Raw genomic sequence first — 21,426 nt, forward strand, 5'->3', positions numbered from 1 at the left:
CCAGCGTGGCCGGACCGCCCGACGTCAGCAGGCGTCCAGCACCCGCACCATCGCGTCCCGCTCCGCCGGAGCCACCCACAGGCGGTACTTCGCCTTCACCGTGACCTGGTGCTCGATGTAGGTGCAGCGGAACGCCTTGTTCGCGGGCAGCCAGGTCGCCGCGTCGCCGGAGCCCTTCTGCGAGTTGGACCGGCCGTCGACGGCGAACAGGTTCACCGGGTCGTTCGCCAGCGCCTGCCGGTCGGTCTCGGTGAGCCGCTGGGCTCCGGTGCGCCAGGCGTTCTCGAGCGCGACGACGTGGTCGATCTGCACGAGCGTCGACGTCGTGTTGCCGCGCACGAAGTCCACCGTCGCGCCGGTGTACGGCGAGACGAGGGTGCCCGTGAGGACCTTGCAGCGGCCCTCGCGGGTGACGCCGGCGAGGTCGCGGGCGAGGACGTCGTTCCGGGTGTCGCACCCGTTGTGGTCGACGTCGAGCCAGGCGCTGCCGAAGTCACCGGTGCGGTCGTAGCCGGTGCCGGCTGCCTTGCCCTTGACGGGCAGGTCGGCGAGCTGGGTGCGTGCGCGGACCGCGTCGGCGTCGGTTCCGCGGCTGACGGTCGGACTGGAGGCGGGGGTCGCCCCCGACGACGCCTGCTGCGGTCCGATGGTGGTCGTCTCCCCGGCCGTGGGACCGCCCGCCTCGGTCGTGCCCGCCGCGTCGGCGTCCGGCCCGAGGACGCGGGACGCGTCGAGCGCGTAGCCGCCGACGGCGAGGGCCAGGACGACGAGGACGGAGGTCAGGGTGATGCGGCTGCGGCGTCGGCGGGACGTCATGCGGTGGGACTCCAGGTGGTGCGGGCGGAACGGCGGTGCGGGGTGGGACGGTGCCGCGGCGGTGTGCGCAGCGGGTCAGGTCAGCAGGGAGCGGATGTCGTCGGCGGTCAGGTCGTCGGCGAACAGGGCGTCGTCGTCGATCATCGTGGCGAACAGCTCGGCCTTGCGGGCGGCGAGGGCGAGGACCTTCTCCTCGATGGTGTCCTCGGCGATGAACCGTTGGACGCTGACCGACCGGGTCTGCCCGATGCGGTGCGTGCGGTCGACGGCCTGGGACTCGGCGGCGGGGTTCCACCACGGGTCGAGCACGAACACGGTGTCCGCCTCGGTCAGGGTGAGCCCGAACCCGCCGGCCTTCAACGAGATGAGGAACGCCGGGGCGGTGCCCTGCCGGAAGCGCTCGATGACCTCCGGGCGCTTGCGGGTGGAGCCGTCGAGGTACTCGTAGCCGATGCCGCGGGCGTCGAGGGCGTCGGACACCATCCGCAGGAACGAGGTGAACTGGCTGAACACCAGGGCGCGACGGCCCTCTGCCGCGAGCTGTTCGAGTTCGTCCAGCAGCAGGTCGAGCTTGGCCGAGGGGATCGGGGTCGATCCCGACGTGACGTCCGAGTCCGACGACGACCCGGACGACCCGGACGACACCAGCGCCGGCGACAGCGCGAGCATCCGCAGCAGGGTCAGCGACCGGAACACGATCATCCGGTTCTTCGACAGGTCGTCGATCAGGTCGAGGACCTTCAGGCGCTCCCGGTTCAGGGTGCGCTCGTACAGCTCCCGGTGCGCGGGGTCGAGCGTGACCCGGACGACCTGCTCCTGCTTCGGGGGCAGGTCGGCCGCGACGGCTTCCTTGGTGCGGCGGAGCATGAGCGGCCGGATCCGTCGGCGGAGCCGCCCGGTGAGTTCCTGTCGGGCCTCGCCGCGGAGCTCGGGGGAGGCGAGGGGCTTCACGTAGTCGTCGCCGAACCGGGTCCAGGTGGACAGCAGCCCGGGCGCGACGATGTGGAACAGTGCCCACAGGTCGGTCAGCCCGTTCTCGAGCGGGGTGCCGGTGATCGCGAACTTCACCGGTGCCTGCAGCTCCGAGGCCACACGGTGGGTCTGGGACTGCGGGTTCTTCACGAACTGGGCCTCGTCGAGCACCAGCGCCGACCACGGCAGGTCGGTCCAGGCGCGGGCGTCGAGCCGGAGCAGCGCGTACGAGGTGACGACGACGTCCGACGCGGCGGCGGTCCGGGCGACGAGCCCCGGGTCCTTCAGCGACGTCGAGGTCACCGTCGCGACCCGCAGCGATGGCACGAACTTGGCGGCCTCGGCGGCCCAGTTGCCGACGACCGAGGTCGGTGCGACGACCAGGAACGGGGGCGCGTCGGGCTCCGTGGCACGACGGGCGGCGACCATCGCGAGCACCTGCAGGGTCTTGCCGAGGCCCATGTCGTCGGCGAGCACCCCGCCGATGCCGTGCGTCACCAGGAACGACAGCCACGCGTACCCGGCGTGCTGGTACGGCCGCAGGTCGGCGTGCACGGTGTCCGGCACGGGGACGTCACCCGGGGGAGTCGCCCCGAGCAGCCCCGAGGCGATCGCCTGCCACCGCTCGTCGTGCGAGGTCTCGTCGGCCAGCAGGTCGAACTCCGACCACAGCCCGGCGTGCAGGGGCGTGACGGCGATCGGCTGGTCGGGCTCCCACTCGTCCAGGTCGCGGGCCTCGTCGATGAGTTCCTTGAGCCGATCGAACGCGGGGTCGGCCAGCGACAGGTACGAGTTGTCGACGAGCTTGAGCCGTCGCTGCCGACCCGCGAGCGCGGTGAGCAGCGGCGTGAAGGGGATCTGCTTGCCGTTGACGCTGACGATGATGCCGAGGTCGAACCAGTCGTGCTTGTCCGACGGCATCGTCGTGACACTGATGTGCGGCCGCCCGCTCAACCGCTCGTAGTCGAGGCGCTCGCCCTGCACGACCGTGCGGATGCCGAGCGACGGCAGCTCGGGCAGGAACTCGTTCGCGAACACCGCGACGTCGGCCCCGTCGATGGTGCCGTCCTGGAACCAGTCCAGCCCGCCACCGGGTCCGGCAGGGCGGACGGGAGGCCCGGCCTGTGTCGCGTCCTCGGCAAGCGTCGTCGCCGTGGCCGGCTCCACCGCCGGGGCCGGGTCCGCCACGGAGGCGTCATCGGTACTGGCAGGAACGTCGGTGCCGGCAGGATCGTCGGCGGCACGGAGCCCGGACAGGTCGGGGAGCGGGCCGTGCAGGGACACCGGGTCCTTCCGCCCGTCGACGTGCCAGCGCCAGTGCAGGTGCACGCGGTCGTCGGTGCGCGGCGCCCGGGCCGGCTCGAACGTCGCGGTGAGCACGAGCTCGGGCGGGGTGCGCTCCGGCAGCTCCACCGAGCCGTCGGAGCTGACCAGGCCGAGGGCGCCGCGCAAACGGGGCGACCAGTCGGCCAGGAACTCGTCGACCTCGGCGGTCGGCACGGTGATCCGGGTGCCCTCGACGAGCATGCGGCGCTGGTCCTCGGGCACCGGTGCCGGGGTCGGGGCGACGGCGACCGTGAACTCGGGGCTCTCGCGGAACACGTAGACGCCGTGGTCGCCGATCATCCGCGCTGCTCCGGGTACCACGGGCCGGCCGTCGAGCACGGCACTCGCACCGATCACCACGGCGTCGTCGTGCCGGGCGACGTCGAGCAGCACCTGGGCCTGCGTGCCGAGCACCGCACCGCCCTCGCGCTTGCCGGTGACGAACGCGATGTCGAGCGCCGCGGCCTGCTGCAGGAGCGGCCAGAGCAGGGGGCTCCGGAAGTCGTCGAGGTGCAGCCAGTCGCTCTCACCGGGCAGGCCCGCGAGCTGCCCGGCGCGGTGCAGGGCGGCGAGCTGCAGGAACCAGGCGTGCTGCTCGGCACCGACGCCGAGCCGGTTCTGCGAGTAGGGGAGCGTGCCCCAGGTCAGCTGCCCGCGCACCCAGTTGCCGGCGTCGCTGCGGGTCACCGGCCGGACCCCCAGCCGAACGCCGCGGGACGGCGCGGGCAGGGCGCGGCCGGCGGCACGGGCTCGCGAGGCGAGCTTGGCGGGGACCGCGTCACGCAACTCGAACTGCAGCCCCATCCGGGTGCCCTGCGGAGTGGGCGCCCGCTCGTCGTCACCGGCGAGGCGGGCGAGGTCGTGCCTCCAGTCCGAGGGCGGCGGAGCCGGCGTTTCCGGACGTGGGCCGGCGTTCGCGGCGAGGGCGCGGGCGTTGATGGTGAGGAGCGCGGCCGCGACGTGCTTGCAGTCGCCGCCGAGCGGGCAGCTGCAGGTGCTGCGGACCGGGCGGACGAAGTCGCCGCGCGCCGGGGTGGTGTCGACGCGGAGTTCGTACGGGTCGTCTGCGGTGCCGGACACGACCGCAGTGACCGTGCCGTCGTCGTCGTGCCAGGTGGCGTCGTCGACGAGGCCGGCGCGGACGACGTCGCGCGCTCGGCCGAAGGTCTGCGGCCCGACGAAGCGGATGACGTCGACGGCGTCGATCATCGGGGCAGCAGGCACGGGACCATCGTGCCAGTCACCACCGACGATCCCCGCCGCCACCCTGTGCGACGGACATCTGACAGGACTACCGTCCAACGCGGAGCGCGACGACAGCGGTCCACGGAATCGATTGGAACCTCATGCCGGACCGACTGCGGTGGGTACGCGACTCAGCAGACCACTGGAACGGGTGGATCGACGCCGAGGTCGTGTGCGACATCACCCGGACCGACACGTACACCGTCGATTCCCCGGACCACTCGTTGACCGGCGGGCACTCGTCCTTCGAGAGCGCGGCCGCTCAGGTGCACGGCTGGGTTCGCTGGACCGGCCGTTAGGCCGCAGAGCGCAACCCGGTTGTACGTCCACCCGCTGCTCCCTAGCGTGAGAGGGCAGGCCGGAGTCCACCCGGAGGTGACCACACCGCTCTGCTCCAGGAGAGAGAGGTGTTCCGATGACCGACACGACCGAGTCGCAGGCGCCCGCTCCGGGTTCCGATCCTGCTGCACGCCCCACCTCGCCGCGTTCGCTCGTCGCCGTGGCCGGTCAGGACACCGACGAGGCCATCAGCTCGCTCGCCGGCATGTACGCGGGCAAGGCCTGGTACTCCCGAGCCCTCGACCAGGACTACTGGTTCAAGTACGTCGGTGTCGGTGACGAACGGCTGAGTGTCCGCCGTTCCCAGATGCACGGGTACCTGCGGGGTGACGTCGCCACCGAGGGCGAGGTCGTCGTGCAGTGGCTCGAACGCGGCGAGGCCCGCGTCGACGTCGGCCGCGACGAGGTCCGCATGCAGCCCGGCGTCCCGACACTGTTCCCCGTCGAGCGCCGGTTCGAGATGGAGTACCAGGACTGGGACCAGCGCCTGGTGCACCTGCGCCGTGACCTGGTGCTCGACGTCGCCGCCGAGGACCACCTGGTCGACGGCACCATGGCGTTCGACACCACGACGACGCCTGACTCCGCAGCTCTGGGCCAGTGGCGGACCGCCGTGTCCGGCGCGCTCCGTGCGCTGCGCGAGGAGGGCGACGAGTCCCTCGCCTGGCACGAGGCGCAGCGTGACGTCGCCCGGGCCCTGTTCCGGATGTACCCGCTGCAGGCCGAGCGGTTCCCCGCGGGCTACGGCACCCGCAGTGACGGACGACTCCGGGCCGCGGTCGAGTTCATCCAGGCGCACGCCCATCAACCGCTCACCGTCGCCGACATCGCGCAGGCCGCGGGGCTGAGCATCCGGGGGATCCAGGAGTCGTTCCAGCGGGCGTTCGAGCGCTCGCCGATGACGTACCTGCGCGAGGTCCGGCTCGGACGCGTGCACGAGGAACTGCGGATCCTCGACCCGCAGGCGACCTCGGTGGCGGACGTCGCCCGGCGGTGGGGCTTCGCGCACATGGGGCGGTTCGCCTCGGTGTACGCGAGCCGGTTCGGGGAGTACCCGCGGGAGACGTTGCGGCGCTGAGGGGCGCCTCGTCGTCAGCCCGGTGCGCCTATGTCGTTCACCCGACGACGAGGAAGGCCCCCGTCGATCGTCGACGGGGGCCTTCCTTCCGATCGGTGCTAGTTGATCTCGCTGACGAGGACCGCGCGGTTCCTGCGAGCGACCGCGAGCAGCCCCTCGACGTTGGTGGCGCTCTGGATCGCGACGGGCTCGCCGTACTGCGCGACCAGGGCCGCGCGGAGGTTGCCGAGCGAACCGGACAGGTTGTAGGTCGACTTGAGCTCGGTGAAGAACTCGCTGTTGATCTCGATGCCGGTCATCTCGCCGATGAGCCAGGTGCGTCCGTTGTTGGTGATGAGCTTCATGTCTGATGCGTCCTGTTCTGTTCCTGGCGGCGGTGTGGGTTCTTCTGCCTGGTATGAGCCGTCGTACTCGAAGTGCCAGGCTTCGCGTGAGCTGAAGCCGTTCCCGGTCGGCTGCCACCCGTAGGTCGGCGCGTTCGCGTCCATCCAGATCTTCTGGGGTGTGTCGTACTTGTCCACGGAACTGCCGAAGTCGCAAGCCAGGGCCCACCCGTGGATCGACGTACCCGGAGGCGCTGCGAGGGGGCCGATGCCGGCCTGGTACTCCTGGTAGAGCTTCTCCTGGCGGGCGAGGTCGCGGTACGCCTCGGTGATCACGAGTGCGGTGCCGAACTGCCTGGTGAAGGCTGCGTCCAGGTCTCGCCAGGCGAGGGCGGCGTCCGGCCGGAGGAACGGCTGGCCGTTCGAGGCCGGCACCGCTTCGAGCACGGAGGTCGGGATCTGGCCGTTCTGGTAACCGCCCCACGCACCGGCCACGGCGGCAGCTCGCGAGGACGGAGCGCCTTCCGGCTTCGACTTGTCCAGGTTTGCCAGGTTGTCCGGCGTCGCACCGAAGGCACGGTCTGCCGTGAGCACGCTGCTCCCGGCGAGTGCGCTCGCCACGGCGAACATCAGGACCTGGCGGCGGCTGGCTCCCGCGGGTGGTGGTTCGAGATTGACGGATGGATGGACGTCGTCGACGTCGGCCATTGGTGCTCCCCTCAGGAGTCACGTCATTCGTGACCCTTGATCAGGTTGCCAGTTGGTAGACAGATGGGTGGACCCCAGTTCGGGGGTCATGCGGCGACCCCCGTGCCGACGACGAGCGGCGTGCCGAGAGCAGCGAGAGAGCGTGTGCGCGACATGGATCACGTTCATGAGCGAGCACGCGGGCAGGGCCTCCCGGGCGTCGGGTGCTCAGTCGCGCAGGGGCTTGCCGCCGGTCACCTCGCCCGTCGCCAACTTGCTGTGGCGTCGTGAGTACCCGAAGTACACACCGAGCCCGATCGCGAACCAGATCGCGAACCGCACCCAGGTCTCCCACTGCAGGAACGTGACGAGCCACAGTGACGCGATGACGCCGATGATCGGGATGACGGGCATGAACGGCAGCCGGAACTGGCGGTCCAGGTCGGGCTGCCGGTAGCGCAGCACCACCACGGCCGAGCACACCACGACGAACGCGAGCAGGATGCCGATGTTCGTGAGCTCGGCGACCACACCGATCGGCAGCACCCCGGCCAGGATCGCCGACGCGATGCCGAGGATCCAGGTCACCCGGGTCGGCACGTGCCGCTTCGGGTCGGTCTTCGCGAACCACTTCGGCATCAGACCGTCGCGGCTCATCGAGAACCAGACGCGTGAGGCACCGAGCATGAACGTCACCAGCACCGTGACGATGCCGACGATGGCACCGATCGCGATGACGTTGGCGACACCGCCGAGGCCGACGGACGCGAACGCCGACGAGAAGCCCGACGCCGGGTCGATGTCGGTGTACTTCTGCATCCCGGTGAGCACGAGGGTCGCCAGGACGTACAGCACCATCGAGATGCCGAGGGACAGCAGGATCGCCTTCGGCATGTGCTTGCGGGCGTCGGTGGACTCCTCGGCCGCGGTGGACATGGCGTCGTAGCCGAACACGGCGAAGAACACGGTCGCGGCGCCGGTCATCACGCCGCCGAAGCCGAACGGGAAGTACGGGGAGTAGTTCGCGCTGTTGATGTGGAACACGCCGAGCACGACGATGAGCACGACGAGCGCCACCTTGATGCCGACGGCGACGAACTCGAACCGGGCGGCGCTGCGGATGCCGCGGGTGAGCACGAACGCGGTGAGCAGGCACAGCGCGATCGCGAAGACGTCGATCACGTGCCCGTCACCGGTGCCCGGGGCGCCGAGCATCCACGCGGGCAGGTCGATGCCGAACTGGCCGACCAGGAACCCCACGTAGCCGGAGATGCCGATCGCGACCACCGCCACGATCGCCGTGTACTCGAGCAGCAGGTCCCAGCCGATGAACCACCCGACGATCTCGCCGAGCACCGCGTAGCCGTACGTGTACGCGCTGCCGGCCTTCGGGATGAGCCCCGCGAACTCGGCGTACGACAGGGCAGCGGCGGCGCTCGCGACCCCGGCGACCAGGAAGCTGATCAGCACCGCGGGACCGGCGACGCCGTTCGCGACGGTGCCGGCGAGGGTGAAGATGCCGGCGCCGATGATGCCGCCGATGCCGATCGCGGTGAGCTGCCACAGACCGAGGTGCCGTTTCAGGCCGCCTTCGCCCCCGGCCTCGTCATCGATCGTGTCGATGGGCTTCCGTCGGAACAGGGTGCGTGTCGTCGTCGTCACCCGCCCATGGTGCACCCGGAGGCGGTCGTGCGCACGGGCGGGCTGCGTGTGTTCGGGCGGCTGGCTGCGCGCGTGCGCGGCGGCGGGGCCGGCGGAGTTTCGCGCTGAGCGACACTTCTCGCGCCGCCGAGCCCGTGAATTGTCGCTCAGCGCGAAAGTCGGGGGCGCGAGGCACGCACGCGGCTGCACCGCAGGCACCGGGCGTAGACCTGGAGCATGCGCCACCCGAAGAGGACCGAGCCCGGCCCCGGCCAGGAGTCCGTCTGGGACTACCCCCGCCCACCCGCCGTCGAGCGGGTCACCGCCCGCGTCGTCGTCCGCCTGGGCGGCACGGTCGTCGCCGACACGACCGACGCCGTCCGCGTGCTCGAGACCTCGCACCCGCCGGTCTACTACCTGCCGATGGCCGACCTGGCCGAGGGCGCGCTCGTGAAGGCACCCGGATCGAGCATGTGCGAGTTCAAGGGCCTGGCGCGCTACTTCGACGTCGTCGGCGGCGACGGGACGGTCGCGAGCCGTGCCGCCTGGAACTACCCGACGCCCGTGCCCGGCTACGAGTCGCTGCGGGAACGCGTGGCGATCTACCCGTCGGCGATGGACTCGTGCGAGGTCGGCGGCGAACGGGTCCAGGCCCAGGACGGCGACTTCTACGGCGGCTGGATCACGGCGGACATCGTCGGACCGTTCAAGGGCGCGCCCGGCACGCTCGGCTGGTGACCCGGCGTCGTCTCGCGGGGCGGTCCTGATCCGGACCGACCGGAGTCGTGCGCGGCGGGGCGGGACCGCCCCGGGCCTCCCGGCCGCACCGCGTCAGCGGTTCGCGTACGGCGACCAGAACGGCGGCGGGAACGCGCCCCCGGTCACGATCACGAGCACCTGCCAGACGAGCATGACGAGTCCGGCGGTCCCGATCACGATGCCGATCCACGACCACACCTGGACCGCGCGGCGACGCCCGGCGATCCGGATCGCCCGCCAGCCGCTCAGCACGCACACGAGCCCGAACACCGCACCGAGCAGCACGTGCCGCACGGTGGACTGCGCGGGCACGATGATGCCGAGGTAGAACGCGACCGGTCCGAGCAGCACCGCGAAGGTCGCCGGGGCTGCCGGCGGTTCGTGGTCACGAGCAACTGCTCCCATGGACCGCATGTTAGCGAGTGAACCTCGCTTCGAGCACGTCCAGGTCGCGCAGCGCGGGCACCCGATCGCGGGAACGGGCACCATGGAGGCATGCGTTCCTTCTTCCGCGTCCTGCTCGGCCTGGCCCTCGTCGTCGCGGGCACCAGTCACCTGACCTTCGCGCGCAAGGAGTTCACGGCGCAGGTGCCCGACTTCGTCCCCCTGGACGACGACACGACGGTGCTCGCGTCGGGGGTCGCGGAGATCACGCTCGGCTCGGCCCTGGTGCTGGCTCCGAAGCCGGCCCGCCGCTTCGTCGGCTCGGTCGCGGCCCTGTTCTTCACGGTCATCTTCCCCGGCAACCTGTCGCAGTGGGTGAACCGTCGCGACGCCTTCGGCCTGGACAGCGACGAGAAGCGCTTCGTCCGCCTGTTCGGTCAGCCCGTCCTCATCGCGCTTGCGCTCTGGTCGACGCGCGGCCGGCGCTCCTGATGGGCGCGCCCGCGCGGCAGAGCGGTCCGGCCCCCGGCGCGGATCCGGATCCGCTCGGGTCCGGCCCGTCACGCTTCGGTCGGGAGGCCCGCCACCCCCTGGCCGGTCGCAGCCGCGTCGCGGACCTGGTCGCCTCCACCGCCCTGCTCGTCGTGCTGACGGTCGGCGCGTTGGCAGCGGGGTGGGGGATCCGGCTGATGTCGCTCGCGTTCGTGTCGTGCGGGGCGCCGGGCAACACGTGCAACGAGACGCTGGGTGACTCGGTCGTCGTCGTGGGGCCGATCATCGTGGCGGCCGTCCTGGTCGCGACGATCGCGGTCTGCGTGCTGCGGCTCGTGCGACGTCGGCTGACCTGGCCGGTGGTGCTCGTCGGCATGGCGGCGATCGTCGCGGTGTTCTTCGCCTCGCTCTTGCTCGTCGACAGTTCGGTCACGCACGGCATCTAGGCGCTTCTTCCTCCACAGGTGGGGGAGTGTCGGGCGTCTCTCCACAGAAGCCGACGCGCGCCTCGGTGGCGGCGGTCGGACCGACACGCTGGAGTCATGCCTGACACCGAGATGCTCGACCGCCTGATCCGTGAACCCGTCCGCACCGACGACGACGTCGTCCGACTCGTCGAAGCCGTCGTCGAACGACCGCTGCGCCGGCAGTGCTGGGTGCTGTTCCTCGACGACCGTGGGATGTCGATCCCGTTCCTGCTGCCGATCGCCGATCTGCCGTACTCCCCGGACGAGCACGTCGACGACTTCGCGGCCCTGATCGCGGACATCGTGGCGCAGCTCGGCGCCGTCGACGTCGTGCTCGTGTGGGAGCGCCCTGACGCCGACCGGCTCTACCCGGTGGACTGGGAGTGGGTCGACGCCTGTGCGTGCGCCCTCGACGAGCACTCGATCCGGCTCCGCGCCCAGGTCGTCGTGCACTCCGGCGGAGCCGCGATCGTCGAGTTCGACGAGGACACGCAGCCGGTGGCCTCGTGAGCGGTCAGCCCTGGGGAGCGGCGTCCGGCACGTCCTGGCCGGTGAGCTCCTCGACGATCGCCTTCGCCTGCGGCCACGACTTCGCGTAGTGGTCCGGGTCCGAGTTGATCTGCACCGCGTGCGCCATCTGCGTCGGGCTCATCGTCTTCCAGCCGGGCACCTTCACCAGCTTCGCGTAGAACATCGACGCGGCCGTGTAGGGGTCCATCCGCTGCTCGTAGGTGCCCCAGGCGCCGTTGTCGCGCTGCTGGAACAGGCCGCGGCTGTCCGGGCCCGCGGCGTCGCCGTGGTCCAGGTTCACCAGGCTCGACTCGCCGATCGCGGTCATCACCCCGACGGCCTGCGTGTGGGGGCCGATGCCGAGCGCCTGGGCGGCTTCGATCACGTGCGCGGCGTTCACCAGGCGGTCCTGGCAGAAGCCGCCGACGGGTCCGGCCGGCACGACCATCCCGCCGATCGTCTTCGAGGCGACGGCCGGGCACGCGGGAGTCGGGGTGGCGGCGCTCGACTTCGCGATGCCGGCGAGCGAGTTGACCGCGATCACGACGAGGACGACCACACCGATGCCGACCGCCACGATCCCGGCGCCGAACACCGAGGCGAGGGTGATGCCGACACGGCGCATGACGGGACCTCTCGACGGGCTGGGCGGGCGGAGCAGGAAGAGCAGCACGAGCGTACGGGCGCCTCCTGGGAAGCGTGCGGCGGCCCGCCGTGATCGCACGCTCCGCGCTCCGCGGTTCTGGGTTCGCCGTCGGTTGCTCGCTCCGGGGCAGGTGCGTTCCCGGCAACGAGTGACGGTTCTGGTTCACGAAGCGCAGGGCTTCGCGAACCAGAGCCGTCAGGACGCGTGCGCGCTCAGCTGTCGTGCGGCGGGCGCTGCACCTTCGTCGGCTCCGTCACGAGTCCGGTCGGGGCCTTCTCGGCCTGCTTCCGTCCGTGCGTGAACCAGGTCAGGACCCAGAGCAGCACGCCCAGGGCCAGAAGCGCGCCGGCGATCTGGTACTGCTGCGGGTCACGACCGGACGAGAACGGCATGACGAGCCACAGGCACGTGACGATGCCGATGACCGGGATGATGACGCCGGCTCGGAAATGCTTGTGGTCGACCTTGTCGCGGCGCAGCACGAGCACGGTCACGTTGACGACGGCGAACACCGTCAGCAGCAACAGCGAGGTGGTGCCACCGAGGACGACGACGATGGGGGAGTCCGGGTCGAGCGAGACCCACCCGATCAGCAGCAGCGAGATGAGCGTGGTGAAGACGATCGCGGTCGACGGGGTGCGACGGGCGGGGGAGATGCGGGACAGGAAGCCCGGCAGCACGCCCTGCTTGCTCATGCCGTAGAGCAGGCGCGACGCCATCATCATGTTGATCAGGGCCGTGTTGGCGACGGCGAACATCGAGATGAAGGGCAGCAGGTCGGCGATCGGGAAGTCCGGCGCGGCGGTCTGCACGACGGTGACGAGCGGGGTCTCGTTGCCGGCAAGCTCACCGATCGGCACGACGGCCACGGCGCAGATCGACACGAGCACGTAGATCACGGCGGTGATGCCGAGGCCGGTGAGCATGATCTTCGGGAAGATGCGCGATGGGTCCTTGGTCTCCTCGGCCATGTTGACCGAGTCCTCGAACCCGACCATCGCGAAGAACGCCAGCGACGTCGCGGTGCTGATCGACAGGAGCAGGGACTTGTCCTCCGGCGTCTCGAACATCACGACCCGCGAGAAGTCCGCGTTGCCGCCCGCGATCGCCCAGAACCCGATCAGGATCACCATGACGAGACCGGACAGCTCGACGAGCGTCAGCACGACGTTCGTCTTGACGCTCTCGCTCACCCCGCGGAAGTTGATGAACATCACCGCGAGCATGAAGCCCATCGCGATGAGCATCACCACGCCGTTCGGCAGCTCGATGCCGAACCCGGCGCCGAGGTTCGCCGCGAACGCCCGCGATGCCGTCGACGCCGACGTGATCCCGGAACACATCACGATGAACGTCACGATGAAGGTGACGAAGTGGATGCCGAATGCCTTGTGCACGTAGAGGGCGGCACCGGCGGTCTGCGGGTACTTCGTCACGAGTTCGAGGTACGAGAACGCCGTCAGCAGCGCGACCGCGAACGCGATGAGGAAGGGGAGCCACGCTGCCCCGCCGACCTCGGCCGCGACCTGACCGGTGAGCGCGTAGACACCCGTGCCGAGGATGTCGCCGACGATGAAGAGCAGCAGGAGCTTGGGACCGATGACCCGGCGGAGCTCGTGCTGCTCCTGCTGTGGGCGGTCCGTCTTGGTGGTGGCCATGCGTCACCCTTGCGCGCGAGACGCCTTTCTGTCCAGTCCCACAGGAAGGTTTCTCGCGATCGCAACACGGTCGCTCGGTGACGGATACGCTCCGGCCATGGACCAGCAGTCGAACACCACCGAGGAGCCCATCGAGTTCGCGGACTTCAACGCGAAGCTCCTGGTGCTCGACGTCCTCTGCTACGACCTGGACGTCCTCGACCCCTACGACCCGGACGCCGAGGACGAGACCGACGAGGACCTCGACGTCGACGGGCAGGACGACCGGGCGCGCGAGTACTACGACGACCTCGACCTGCTGCCGTCGCACCTGTCGCTCGTCACCGAGATCACCGTGGACTCCGACCTCGAGGTGCTGCGGGACGTCCACCCCGGCTGGGACGGCTCGGACGACCGCTTCGACCCGCAGAACTGGGACGACCTGCTCGACCTGCCGGAGCTCCGGACCGTGTACGCCGCCGCACCACTGCCCGCCCACGTCGTAGAACGGCTCGCGGCCAAGGGCGTCGAGGTCCGCTCCGCCTGAGCGGGACGCGACCAGGATGCGACCGGGACGCCCGCGCGATCGAACAGCTGGCTAGCGGTCAAGCGCCCGCAGCTGCTCGGTGAACTGCTTCGCGCCGCCCTGCGCCGGGTGCCGCACGGCGATCGCCTCGATGCCGGCCAGGGCGAGCGCTCCCTGCGCCTTCCGACCGACCGCGACCACCCGGACCCGGTCCGCACCGCCGAGGGCCTCCAGCAGCGCGAGCGCGACGGTTGCGCCCGAGCGGACCTCGGCGGGCCGTGGCGTCCGGTTCGTCAGCCGGTCCGGTGCCACGAAGGGGTGGTGCGGGAAGATCGCCCACGCGACCGGGAACGCACCGCGCCAGCCCTCCAGCGCGGCCTGCACGACGCGGGACGAGGCCTCCCACGGTGCCGTCGGCTCCGGTGGCACCGAGTACCCGGGCGCGAGCTCGCGCATGCTCGTGAACGGCACACCCGTGTTCGTCATGCCGCGCCACCCCGGGGCCTCGGCCACGAGCAACGTGTCGGCCCCCGCCCCGGATTGCTCCAGGTACCGCGTCAGGTTCGCGCGCCGCAGCCGTCCCTCGGCCGATCCGACGTCGTACAGCGCCTCGGCGTCCGACTCGACGGGCACGGTGTCGAGTGCCGCCCAGAACGCGGCGAACCGACCACCCGTCCCGCTCACGATCGCCCGAGCACCCGGCGGTAGACGTCCTCGAGCCCCGCGGCCGACCGTTCCCAGCTCAGGCGCTCCGCGTGCTCCCGGCCCGCAGCGGCGAGCCCGGCGGCGTACGGCGCATCCGTCAGGATACGCTCGATCTCGTCCGCCCACGCCTGGGGGTCGCGAGATTCGAGCACGACGCCCGTCTCCCCGTCCACCACGGCCTCACGCAGGCCCCCGGCAGCCGCGGCCACGACCGGCACCCCGGAAGCGGAGCCCTCGAGCGCGACGAGCCCGTACGTCTCGGAGTGGGACGGCACGAGCACGGCTGCCGCGCCACGGAACAGGAACGCCAGGTCGGCACGCGACTGCGGCCCGACGAAGGTGACGTGGTCGGCGATGCCCCGCGCGTCGGCGAGCCGACGCAGTTCGTCCACGTAGTCGCCCGCCTCACTCGAGACGTCGCCCGCGATGACGAGGGTGGGGCGGGCCTCCAGGCTGATGTCCGCGATCGCCTCGATCGCCAGGTCCAGGCCCTTGAGCGGCTGCACGCGCGCCGCCGCGACCACGTAGGGGGTGGCGGCGCGGCGCGCACCGACCGCGGCGGGACGGAAGACGGAGCCGTCGACCCCCGGCGGCACGATCCAGATGCGGGCGTCGTCGCCACCGAGTCGGGTGCGCACGGTCGACGCCTCGGCCTCGGACACCACGACGACGGCGTCCGACTCGCGAGCCAGCAGTTCCTCGCCGGCGATGCGGCCGGCGGACTCGGGGCGTTCGCCCTCGGACAGCGGCGTGGCCGGGTCGGCGGCGATGGAGTGGAACGACTGCACGTGGGGGATGCCGCGCTCGCGGGCGACTGGCAGCGCGGCGGCGCCGGAGAACCAGTGGTGCGAGTGCAGGACGTCGAACGGCCCGAGCTGCTGCAGCTCGTGACGGAACGGTTCGATGAACGCGTCGTGCTCACCCTTCGGCACCGGCTCGGCCGGCCCCGCGGACAGGAACCGCAGGCACACGCCCGGCACGAGCGACACCGAGTCCGGCTGCGTCGGAGCGGACCGGCGCGTGATGATGTCCACGTGGTGGCCCAGGTCGGCCAGCGCCTCGGCCTGGTGCCGGACGACGACGTTCATGCCGCCGACCTCGCCTGAACCGGGTTCGTCTCCGGGGGAGGTGTGCAGCGACACCAGCCCGATGTGCAGGGGTTTGATCGTCGCGCTCACCGCTCAACCCTAGCCGCGCGGCCTCCGCTGCGACGGGCGCGCGGGCGCCACCACGACGGGCCGGCGGCCCGCCTCGTCCAGCGGGTCGGATGGGAGGCTCCGATCACCTCCCAGGATCTGCACGCGGTCGTCGCCGTGTCGCTCCCAGAACGCCGCCGTCCACGCGCACAGGGCGCCGTCGAGCAGGTCCTCGCGGTGCTTGTGCGTCGGACCGTGCAGCACCGACGGGTCGGCGAGCCGCCGCGTCAGCGGGTGCGAGTCGAGCAGCAGCGGCGGGTCGAGCGGGGTCTCGCGCAGCCGCCGGACCAGCTCGTCGAAGGCCCCGGCGCGACGGGCACGTGCCTCGGCGGCGGGGATCCGGAGGTCGAGCCGCTTGTACCGGGGTCGTTCCACGTCGTAGCCGAGCTCCTCGACCCCGACCAGCGTCGTGTACGGGTAGCACTCGAACATCGCCGGACCGGTGCGTCGGCGCATCGAGTCCGTGTCGGAGACATACCCGACGCCCAGCGCGGTCAGCCGGTCGAGCAGCGCTGAGCCGGCGCTCGCCGCCGATGCCTGGTTCGTCGGGTTCGCCGCGACCTTCCACCGGCCGTAGCGCTGCCCGACCTGCCGCTCGGACTCACGGATGCCCGTCGGGTTCGTCACGACGAGCGAGGCGTCCACGGCGATCAGGGATCGTGGCCCGAGGTGCTCGGCGATCCAGTCCGTGACGGCGTCGACCCCGCGGGCCCACCCGGCGTCGGTGATCGTGCCGTCGTGGTCCATCGCGACCAGCCCGGTCTCGTTCGCGGCCTTGCGCTCGGAGCCGAGCCCCCACGCGAGGTCGATGCCGAGGTACGCGTTCACCCGTGGATCCAGCTGCGTGCCTCGTAGAGCAACACGCCGTTGACGCTATCGCGTTCCATTGCACCGATCAGCTCCTCAAGCAATTCGAAATCACCGCCTTTAACGTCCACTTGCACGAACCGGCGATATTCATCACGAAGCAGCCTGACTAGCTCGACCGACATGCCCGAACGTAACAGTCGGACCATCCAAGGATCGTCCGTACCGTAACGAATCTCGGAGGAGGCACTAGGGGTGATATACCCAAGTTGATCGAGGACTTCTATGTATCGCATGAGCCTGAAACTTACAAAATCACTTTCATCTTTGATCCGAGCCACGGCTAGATTCACGAGCTTCGCACGCGTCTGCGCGGACTTCCTTACGTACGAAAACAGATGCTCATCCTCCGTCCTCTTGGTGTCTCCCCAAGATGCCCCCACCCAGATTAGCGCAGCGGGTGAATCTTCCCAGTAACGTAAAAAGCTTCGAATCATGCGCTTCAATGGGAAAGCCTGGCGCTTCCAATCCAAGAACATCGAATAGAAGCCCCTGGCTTCCTCCGAGAGCCGGAGACGCGAAAGAGCATCTGAGTCATCGTCGATCGCATCGAAAAAGATCTGGACGATGGCATTGATGATCGAGGCCGAGGTTTGCAACTGCTGGTTTGGCGCTTCTAAGACATCAGCGAGTCTTGATGCGATCGACATCTCGCTATCAATGATGTCAAAATCAAAAACACCCCAGGTGAACATTGCTCGGCCGATTTCAGTGGCTGCAAGACGGACTGGATGTGAATGAACAGTATCCGGTTCGATATTCTCAAGGCGTTCAAGTTCGCGCGTCCTCTCTTCCGCGGAGGAATCCGACCATTCCAAGAGCGGGTTCTCGACGGCGTCGACGGGGTCGTATCGGAGGTCCGCCCGGGACTTGATGAAAGTACCGATATTGAAGTTCGTGGGCGCTGTGTCTCCTTTGAGTACGATGATCGAAGGCCGAAGTCCTTCAATAAGTGCACTGTCTCGCAGAGCAAATACATCGCCAAACCGGCCAACCCTGCCCGCCAGATTTCGGAAGGCCGATGGTGATAGATTTCGCTTGCCGCGCCGCGGCGTGAGAATGAATAGGCGATCCGCGGGTGTATTGACGCCCTCCAAAAGAGTTGAGGTGCAGAAGACGTATCGGACGCCGGAAGCTTTTTGAGCAAACGCCGACTCGATGAACCCGCGGATGCTGTCGGGTACTTTCCCATGATGAAAAATAACCCCGCGACGCAACGCGCTCACTAGCGAATATTCAGGGTCCGTTAAGTCCTCGATCGCGTTCGCTGCTTCGGTGGCGGTAGGGGTGTCAATATCTGGGAGTGTAGCCAGCAGGCGAGCGCTCAAATCCTCAGCCACTTTAGGTTTGCCGACGTAGATGAGGTTTTTTGCTCCTGCGAGCAGCTTAATAGATTCTAGCTCGTCAGACGGTAGCTCGACATGAGTCGGGAAAGATTCACCGAAAAACTGATCGAACACGTTCAGTGTGCCATCCGCCAAGTCAGACCATTGGTAATTTTCGACTTTTATTTGTTCGGTGACTCGCACTTCCTGAGCGTCCAAGGGACTTATGATGTCGTTCAATGCGAGGGCGTTGGATATAAAAGGGCTAAAGAAGCTCACTTCCAGGCTGGGATTGCGCTTTCTGCAGATTGCTACAACTCTGGCGAGTTCCGTTCCACGCATCTCGGCCTCGAACATGTTGTGCGCCTCGTCGATTAGTAAGTGATCGACGATAGATTCGGGAAAATCTGCAAGGAGGCGTGCGAGACGCTCCTGAGTGAGAATGGCAAGAGTGGGACGGTCTGCCACATAAGCGTCGTTGTGGGTGATGACTCGAAAGACTGAATCGACAAGGCTTCCCCGAAAGCTGGCACGGGTCTGGGCGATGAGTGTGCGAGTCGGCACGATTATCGCGACAAACTGAGCTTGGCCCTCCAAAGCCCTTCGGGTGAGTAGTTCCGATTTACCGTATGACGTGGGGGCGATAAACGCGGCGGTAGTAGCGCTCGATGCGGCAGCATGCATTCGAGCCTGACCGCCCGTGAGGAAGTAGCCCTGTTCCTTATGGGTTAAGTTATGGGCCGAGATATCAAGGATGGTTTCAGCCAGCGAGCTGAGGTCGGCGTCTTCTCGCCAGCTTTTAAGCCCCATATAGAGCGGAGTTAGCTCCTTTATGAAGGCGACGTGTGCAAGCGGAGTTGAATCTCCAGTCGCCTTCGCGTAGGAAATCAAGATTCGATAACCTAATTGGTTCAGCCTCGAGTCGTCATTCCTCAGGAACATAATTGCTGCTCGCAGGAGAAGGGACAGTTCTGCTGTGCTGAGATCGTCGTTGATGGCTAATTTATGGTACGCCTTGAAGAAATCCGATCCTTCGAGACTAGGCGTGCGACGAAGGTTTTCCAGGCTGATTTCATCGATAGATTCATTCATGAGATCCCTCGAAAGCTGTCAACGATTGCGTCTAAAGTGGCTTTCCTGACAGCCATCGCCCGCACGCGGTTGAACTTATCTTTTATTAGGGTGGAAGTGTTCAGATGTAGCGCAGCCGCTTCGGCCGAGACGTCGAGCGTTGAGGGCTCCCGGAAAACGACGCCAAAAAGAACGGCGTTTGGATTAGGTCTCGTCTTGGCTTGGATGAGGGTAAGGTCGTTTAGTAAGAGATCTCTCGCAGTTTTAGCGGTGGATGTCTGTACGATGATGTTGGTATCAGTGACGGCCGAGAGCCAGAGCTGAGGCCTATTCACCTCGGAAATCTTTTCATATAGATCCTTCGCGGCCGCAGTCAGCAATGAATGGAGCGCGGACTGGGTGGGAGTGGCAATTGAGGCAGACGATTTCACCTCGCCGTACCAAAGTTCGCCGCTATTGTCGGTGAGAGTTAGGTCGAAACCCTTCTTTACCGACTGCTCCTCTTTGTTGAAGTAGACGCTAGCGCTTTCGAGCGGAGTCTGAAGGAAGGGCAGCAAGGTATGGCATAGGAGCTCGCCGACGAGGCCAATCTTGCGAGTACGATCTTTCTCATCGTATCGGCGCAAGAATTCAGCGGCAGCGAATGCCCGACTGTAGATCGATGGATAGTTCTGGGCATTTGCCCCGAAGCAAAGCTCGGCCAGCTGCTGGTGAAGGTGATCTCGGAGTTCGTCTGTGAATGCCTCAATGATAATAACTTCGCAGGTGCTGTGCGAAGCCGTCCGAACTCCCGGCAGTGCGATTGTCATGTGTCTCCCACACGAGGCTCGCGTGTTGCGAGACGCATGGGTACCCCCCTTTGTGGGCAATATATCGGAGGTCGGCGCTGGCGGACAAGTAGCCGTGCGTCCATTCGGTCTCGGGCCTGTTTGGGTTACAGGTCTGGGAGGGTAGGTTCCGCGATATGGCGAGCGAAGCGACGACGGTGCGGGTGCCGGGGCCCGACGGTGACCGCGAGGTCCGGATCAGCAGCCCCTCGCGGGTGCTCTGGCCCGAGGCGGGCATCACGAAGCTCGACCTGGCGGAGTACCTCGTGACGGTGGGCGATGCCTTCCTCCGGGCGAACGGCGACCGGCCGATCTCGCTGCAGCGGTTCCCGGGCGGTGTCGACGGCGAGCAGTTCTTCTCGAAGAACCCGCCGAAGGGGGCGCCCGACTACGTCCGCTCGGTCACGGTGACCTACCCGAGTGCCCGGTCGCACCCGCAGCTCGTGATCGACGAGCCGGCCGTGGCGGTGTGGGCCGCCCAGATGAACACGGTGGTGTTCCACCCGTGGGCCTCTCGTGCCGAGGACAGCGACCACCCGGACCAGCTCCGCATCGACCTCGACCCGCAGCCCGGCACGGACTTCGGCGACACGGTGCCGGTGGCCGAGGAGCTGCGGAAGGTCCTCGACGAGGTCGGCCTGACGACCTGGATCAAGACGAGCGGCAACCGCGGCCTGCACGTGTTCGCGCCGATCCGCCCCGAGCACGAGTTCCTCGAGGTGCGGCACGCGGTGATCGCCGCGGCGCGCGAACTCGAACGACGGATGCCCGACCGGGTCACGACGGCGTGGTGGAAGGAGGAGCGGTGGCAACGGATCTTCGTCGACTTCAACCAGGCGAACCGCGACCGCACGATGGCCGGTGCCTACAGCCCCCGGGCCCTGGCACACGCCTCGGTCTCTACGCCGATCGCGTGGGAGGAACTGCGGACCGCCGACCCGACGGCCTTCACGATCCGGACGGTGCCGGAGCGGCTGCGCACCACCGGCGACCCGTGGGAGTCGATGGGGGAGCAGCCGGGCAGCATTGCACCGCTGCTCGAGTGGTGGGAGCGGGACCTGGCGAACGGCGAGGGTGAGCTGCCGTTCCCGCCGGACTTCCCGAAGATGCCCGGGGAGCCACCGCGCGTGCAGCCCTCACGGGCGAAGAAGCCGAGCTGAGGCCGAGCGGCCGGGCGGCCGATCAACCGGGCCCAGCCGAGCCGTGCCGAGCCTCAGGCTGCGGAGGAGACGTCCCGCTGACGGTCCGGGTCCTCGACGCGCGTGGTGTGCGTCGGCAGCCCGATGCTGGCGGTGTGCAGGCGGGTGAGCCGTGACCAGGTGCCGCGGTGCACGTCGGTGATGCCGTCGACGATCACGAGCCGAGTCCGATAGTGACGAGGGCGAGCGCCGTGGCGGTCACGCCGGCGATGGCGCTGATGACCGCGCTGAGCTGCAGGACGCGCTGGCGCCGTGCCTCTCGGACTTCTGTGAAGGGGCTCCGCCGAGGGTGGCGGACAAGCGTGCTGGTGCTCATGTCGATCCGCTCCGATCAGGGCATCCGGACTGGACGCCTCGTGCTGCTGAGATCATCCTGGCACGGCTTCGC

20 protein-coding genes and 1 pseudogene are annotated in these 21,426 nt (G+C 68.4%); 7 read left to right on the forward strand and 14 right to left on the reverse strand.

The features are described from left to right. Positions 1-24: 24 nt before the first annotated feature. Together BIU89_RS13270 and BIU89_RS13275 are read right to left on the reverse strand one after the other, a co-directional pair. The gene (locus tag BIU89_RS13270; RefSeq protein ID WP_254791644.1) at positions 25-816 is read right to left on the reverse strand and encodes an HNH endonuclease family protein; all 792 of its coding nucleotides are present in this window, start codon (positions 814-816) and stop codon (positions 25-27) included. Positions 817-891: 75 nt separating this feature from the next. Next, positions 892-4,338 carry a DEAD/DEAH box helicase gene (locus BIU89_RS13275; protein WP_139179177.1) on the reverse strand — a complete coding sequence of 1,149 codons (3,447 nt, stop codon included), beginning with the start codon at positions 4,336-4,338 and terminating at the stop codon, positions 892-894. Positions 4,339-4,774: 436 nt separating this feature from the next. On the opposite strand from BIU89_RS13275, the gene BIU89_RS13285 reads away from it, so the two are divergent. Beyond that, a complete protein-coding gene (locus BIU89_RS13285; protein WP_071247206.1) occupies positions 4,775-5,776 on the forward strand; it encodes an AraC family transcriptional regulator in 1,002 nt (333 codons plus the stop codon). Positions 5,777-5,874: 98 nt separating this feature from the next. Here BIU89_RS13285 and BIU89_RS13290 read toward each other — a convergent pair whose 3' ends face one another. Together BIU89_RS13290 and BIU89_RS13295 are read right to left on the reverse strand one after the other, a co-directional pair. Beyond that, on the reverse strand, positions 5,875-6,807 hold the full coding sequence (locus BIU89_RS13290; protein WP_083404371.1) for a M15 family metallopeptidase: 933 nt from the start codon (positions 6,805-6,807) through the stop codon (positions 5,875-5,877). 207 nt (positions 6,808-7,014) lie between these two features. After that, the gene (locus tag BIU89_RS13295; RefSeq protein WP_051596668.1) at positions 7,015-8,448 is read right to left on the reverse strand and encodes an amino acid permease; all 1,434 of its coding nucleotides are present in this window, start codon (positions 8,446-8,448) and stop codon (positions 7,015-7,017) included. 216 nt (positions 8,449-8,664) lie between these two features. On the opposite strand from BIU89_RS13295, the gene BIU89_RS13300 reads away from it, so the two are divergent. Continuing rightward, entirely contained in the window at positions 8,665-9,165 is a 501-nt protein-coding gene (locus BIU89_RS13300; RefSeq protein ID WP_071247210.1) for a DUF427 domain-containing protein, read from the forward strand. Positions 9,166-9,258: 93 nt separating this feature from the next. On the opposite strand, the gene BIU89_RS13305 is transcribed toward BIU89_RS13300, so the two are convergent. Further along, entirely contained in the window at positions 9,259-9,591 is a 333-nt protein-coding gene (locus BIU89_RS13305; RefSeq protein WP_035808197.1) for a hypothetical protein, read from the reverse strand. 90 nt (positions 9,592-9,681) lie between these two features. On the opposite strand from BIU89_RS13305, the gene BIU89_RS13310 reads away from it, so the two are divergent. The 3 genes and pseudogenes from BIU89_RS13310 to BIU89_RS13320 all read left to right on the forward strand — a co-directional run bounded on the left by BIU89_RS13310 (position 9,682) and on the right by BIU89_RS13320 (position 11,039). Then, complete coding sequence (locus BIU89_RS13310; RefSeq protein WP_027465186.1) at positions 9,682-10,062, forward strand: DoxX family protein; 381 nt, start codon at positions 9,682-9,684, stop codon at positions 10,060-10,062. After that, positions 10,029-10,508, forward strand: a pseudogene (locus BIU89_RS13315) (DUF6264 family protein); the annotation flags it as partial. The gene BIU89_RS13310 and the pseudogene BIU89_RS13315, both read left to right, overlap by 34 nt. 96 nt (positions 10,509-10,604) lie before the next feature. Then, the gene (locus tag BIU89_RS13320) at positions 10,605-11,039 is read left to right on the forward strand and encodes a hypothetical protein (RefSeq protein WP_027465188.1); all 435 of its coding nucleotides are present in this window, start codon (positions 10,605-10,607) and stop codon (positions 11,037-11,039) included. Positions 11,040-11,043: 4 nt separating this feature from the next. On the opposite strand, the gene BIU89_RS13325 is transcribed toward BIU89_RS13320, so the two are convergent. After that, positions 11,044-11,664 carry a hypothetical protein gene (locus tag BIU89_RS13325; protein WP_051596669.1) on the reverse strand — a complete coding sequence of 207 codons (621 nt, stop codon included), beginning with the start codon at positions 11,662-11,664 and terminating at the stop codon, positions 11,044-11,046. A 233-nt stretch (positions 11,665-11,897) separates the two neighbouring features. After that, positions 11,898-13,343 (reverse strand): APC family permease, encoded by a 1,446-nt coding sequence (locus BIU89_RS13330; RefSeq protein WP_071247213.1) that lies wholly within the window; start codon positions 13,341-13,343, stop codon positions 11,898-11,900. Positions 13,344-13,440: 97 nt separating this feature from the next. On the opposite strand from BIU89_RS13330, the gene BIU89_RS13335 reads away from it, so the two are divergent. Further along, positions 13,441-13,869 carry a DUF6892 domain-containing protein gene (locus BIU89_RS13335; protein WP_071247215.1) on the forward strand — a complete coding sequence of 143 codons (429 nt, stop codon included), beginning with the start codon at positions 13,441-13,443 and terminating at the stop codon, positions 13,867-13,869. A gap of 51 nt (positions 13,870-13,920) precedes the next feature. Here BIU89_RS13335 and BIU89_RS13340 read toward each other — a convergent pair whose 3' ends face one another. The 5 genes from BIU89_RS13340 to BIU89_RS18210 are packed head-to-tail and all read right to left on the reverse strand — an operon-like array spanning position 13,921 to position 19,821. After that, the gene (locus BIU89_RS13340; RefSeq protein WP_071247217.1) at positions 13,921-14,532 is read right to left on the reverse strand and encodes a uracil-DNA glycosylase; all 612 of its coding nucleotides are present in this window, start codon (positions 14,530-14,532) and stop codon (positions 13,921-13,923) included. Continuing rightward, entirely contained in the window at positions 14,529-15,731 is a 1,203-nt protein-coding gene (locus BIU89_RS13345) for a glycosyltransferase (RefSeq protein WP_071247219.1), read from the reverse strand. The genes BIU89_RS13340 and BIU89_RS13345 overlap by 4 nt, the downstream gene beginning before the upstream one ends. Positions 15,732-15,740: 9 nt before the next feature. After that, positions 15,741-16,577 (reverse strand): DUF429 domain-containing protein, encoded by an 837-nt coding sequence (locus BIU89_RS13350; protein WP_071247221.1) that lies wholly within the window; start codon positions 16,575-16,577, stop codon positions 15,741-15,743. After that, the gene (locus BIU89_RS18205) at positions 16,574-19,033 is read right to left on the reverse strand and encodes a DEAD/DEAH box helicase (protein ID WP_139179180.1); all 2,460 of its coding nucleotides are present in this window, start codon (positions 19,031-19,033) and stop codon (positions 16,574-16,576) included. Before BIU89_RS18205 ends, BIU89_RS13350 begins: the two co-directional genes overlap by 4 nt. Next, positions 19,030-19,821, reverse strand: a complete 792-nt coding sequence (locus BIU89_RS18210; RefSeq protein ID WP_139179183.1) for a Hachiman antiphage defense system protein HamA — start codon at positions 19,819-19,821, stop codon at positions 19,030-19,032. The genes BIU89_RS18205 and BIU89_RS18210 overlap by 4 nt, the downstream gene beginning before the upstream one ends. 155 nt (positions 19,822-19,976) lie before the next feature. Here BIU89_RS18210 and ligD point away from each other — a divergent pair, with 155 nt between their 5' ends. Then, positions 19,977-20,999, forward strand: a complete 1,023-nt coding sequence (gene ligD / locus BIU89_RS13360; protein ID WP_071247225.1) for a non-homologous end-joining DNA ligase — start codon at positions 19,977-19,979, stop codon at positions 20,997-20,999. 53 nt (positions 21,000-21,052) lie between these two features. Here ligD and BIU89_RS18620 read toward each other — a convergent pair whose 3' ends face one another. Both BIU89_RS18620 and BIU89_RS18625 read right to left on the reverse strand, forming a co-directional pair. Beyond that, on the reverse strand, positions 21,053-21,196 hold the full coding sequence (locus tag BIU89_RS18620) for a hypothetical protein (RefSeq protein WP_155896788.1): 144 nt from the start codon (positions 21,194-21,196) through the stop codon (positions 21,053-21,055). After that, a complete protein-coding gene (locus tag BIU89_RS18625) occupies positions 21,193-21,354 on the reverse strand; it encodes a hypothetical protein (RefSeq protein ID WP_155896789.1) in 162 nt (53 codons plus the stop codon). The genes BIU89_RS18620 and BIU89_RS18625 overlap by 4 nt, the downstream gene beginning before the upstream one ends. Positions 21,355-21,426: the final 72 nt, after the last annotated feature.

It is taken from the genome of Curtobacterium sp. MCBA15_005 (genome assembly GCF_001864855.1).
GTDB classification, from domain to species: Bacteria; Actinomycetota; Actinomycetes; order Actinomycetales; family Microbacteriaceae; genus Curtobacterium; species Curtobacterium flaccumfaciens.